The following is a 1780-nucleotide window of genomic DNA, read 5'->3' as shown; positions in this document are numbered from 1 at the left end:
GCTAGGAGCCTGCTGAATTAGGGGTGTTTGGGGCGGGGTGCCTCAGAGCGCTCTGTGGCGCGTGTGTTCAGTCAGACCCGGAGGTCGACAATTCGAGGGTCACCCCGCCGTATCGATCGTGACATCGGTGGCGGGTGGGGGCAAGCGTGTGGCTGGTGGCGCCTTATGCGATGGCCCAGGCAGTGCCGGTGTGGGTCAATCCCAGGGTGAGCAGGCGACGCAGATTCAACGCGGCGCTGCGGTGGTGCAGCCAGTGATCGTTTTTGGCCACGCCGCGGTAGCGGACTTTGCGGTTGCCTCGAGTCAGCCAGGCGATCGTCCGTTCCACCATCGGTCGATGTTGTCGATACTCCTTGATCCACGTCGCTTTTCGGGACTCAGCTCGTGCTGATCGTTGCAGTGCGTGGTGCGGTGAGATCTTCGCGGTCTTGCCGTCGACAGCCCTCGTGCATTGAGCACGCAGGCGGCACGGCGCGCAGGCCGTCCCGAACACGGCGTTGCCGGCCGCGGTGATCGTGCGGGTGAGCCCAGCCGGGCACGTGACAGTGCCCTCGGTGAGGTCGACGGCGAAGTCATCGAGGGTGAATCCACCCGGTAGTGCCGGGCGTAGCGGGATCGGTTTGATCACCGCGACATGCTTGAGCTCGGCCAGCGCTGCCCGGGTATCACCGGTGCCGTAGGCCGAATCGCCGAGCACCCGCACCGGGGCGGGCTCGCCGTCGAGTAGTGCCAGCCCGACGACACCCTCGTGATTGTCCGAACCGGTGGCCTTGGTCAATGCGCAGCTGGTGATGATCCCGGTATCGGGTTCGACCGCGATGTGGGCTTTGAAGCCGTCCTGGCGGCGGTGCACGGTCTTGTGGGCATGGCGGGTTTCGGGATCGACGGTCGAGATGACCCGGTCGGGGGCCACCTTCTGAGCAATCTGCCACTGCCCGTCGGTGCCATCAGAACCCTCGACGGGTTCGACGTCCTGGCCGGCGATCAACGCCAACAACGCCACCGCCTCGGCAGCCCGGGGTCCCAGATCCTGCTCGGGCAGATGACCGAGCAGCCGGTGCGCGTCACCGACCAGCCCATCAACGAGCTGGTCACGGGCGGACTTGTCGTTCCAGGCGATCGCGGGTTTGCCCGGATCGTCGTAATCATGGGCACTGCACTGAGCCTCAATGACCTGCCCAGCGCCGGGAACCTCACGGGCCACCCGCCGGATCGCGGCGATCAACTGCGTCACCGTGTCCTGGGTGGCCACCGCGTCATCGAGCACGGTGGAATCCAACGCCCGACGCGTCTTCTTCGCCAGAACGCCGGTCTCAGCCACGACGGCCTTGACCGCCTCGAAGATCCGGTCCGGGCGCTGCGAATCGGCCAACCGGCGCCGCCAATACGTCAACGTCGTGGAGTGAAACGCGCCCGCAGTAATCGGCAGCCCGCAGGCCGCTTTCCACCGCAGATCGAAGGTCACCGCCTCCACGGTCTCGTTATCGGACAGCCCATGCAGCGCCTGCAAGGTGATCACCGAGGCCATCACCTCAGCCGGCACACTGGGCCGACCCCGCCGCGACGGGAACAGATCAGCGAACATCTCCTCAGGAAACAATCGCGACCGATGCGCCGCCAAGAACGCAAACATGCTGTCGGACTTCAACAAATGCCCGGCAACCGACTCCGCATCCAACAACTCACGCTGATCATCAGAACGACCCTGCACCCACCAATTGTCCCCAACACCCCACCACAACCAACCCCGCCACGCGGGAATAATTCAGCAGGCTCCTAG

1 protein-coding gene is annotated in these 1780 nt (G+C 65.2%); it reads right to left on the bottom strand.

Annotated features, from left to right (window positions below):
* Positions 1-163: 163 nt before the first annotated feature.
* A complete protein-coding gene (locus ORI27_RS32770) occupies positions 164-1711 on the bottom strand; it encodes an IS1182 family transposase (protein WP_266001414.1) in 1548 nt (515 codons plus the stop codon).
* Positions 1712-1780 lie beyond the last annotated feature (69 nt).

The organism is Mycobacterium pinniadriaticum, from assembly GCF_026242045.1.
Taxonomy (GTDB): Bacteria; Actinomycetota; Actinomycetes; order Mycobacteriales; family Mycobacteriaceae; genus Mycobacterium; species Mycobacterium pinniadriaticum.
This window is presented reverse-complemented; position numbering and strand designations above follow the sequence as displayed.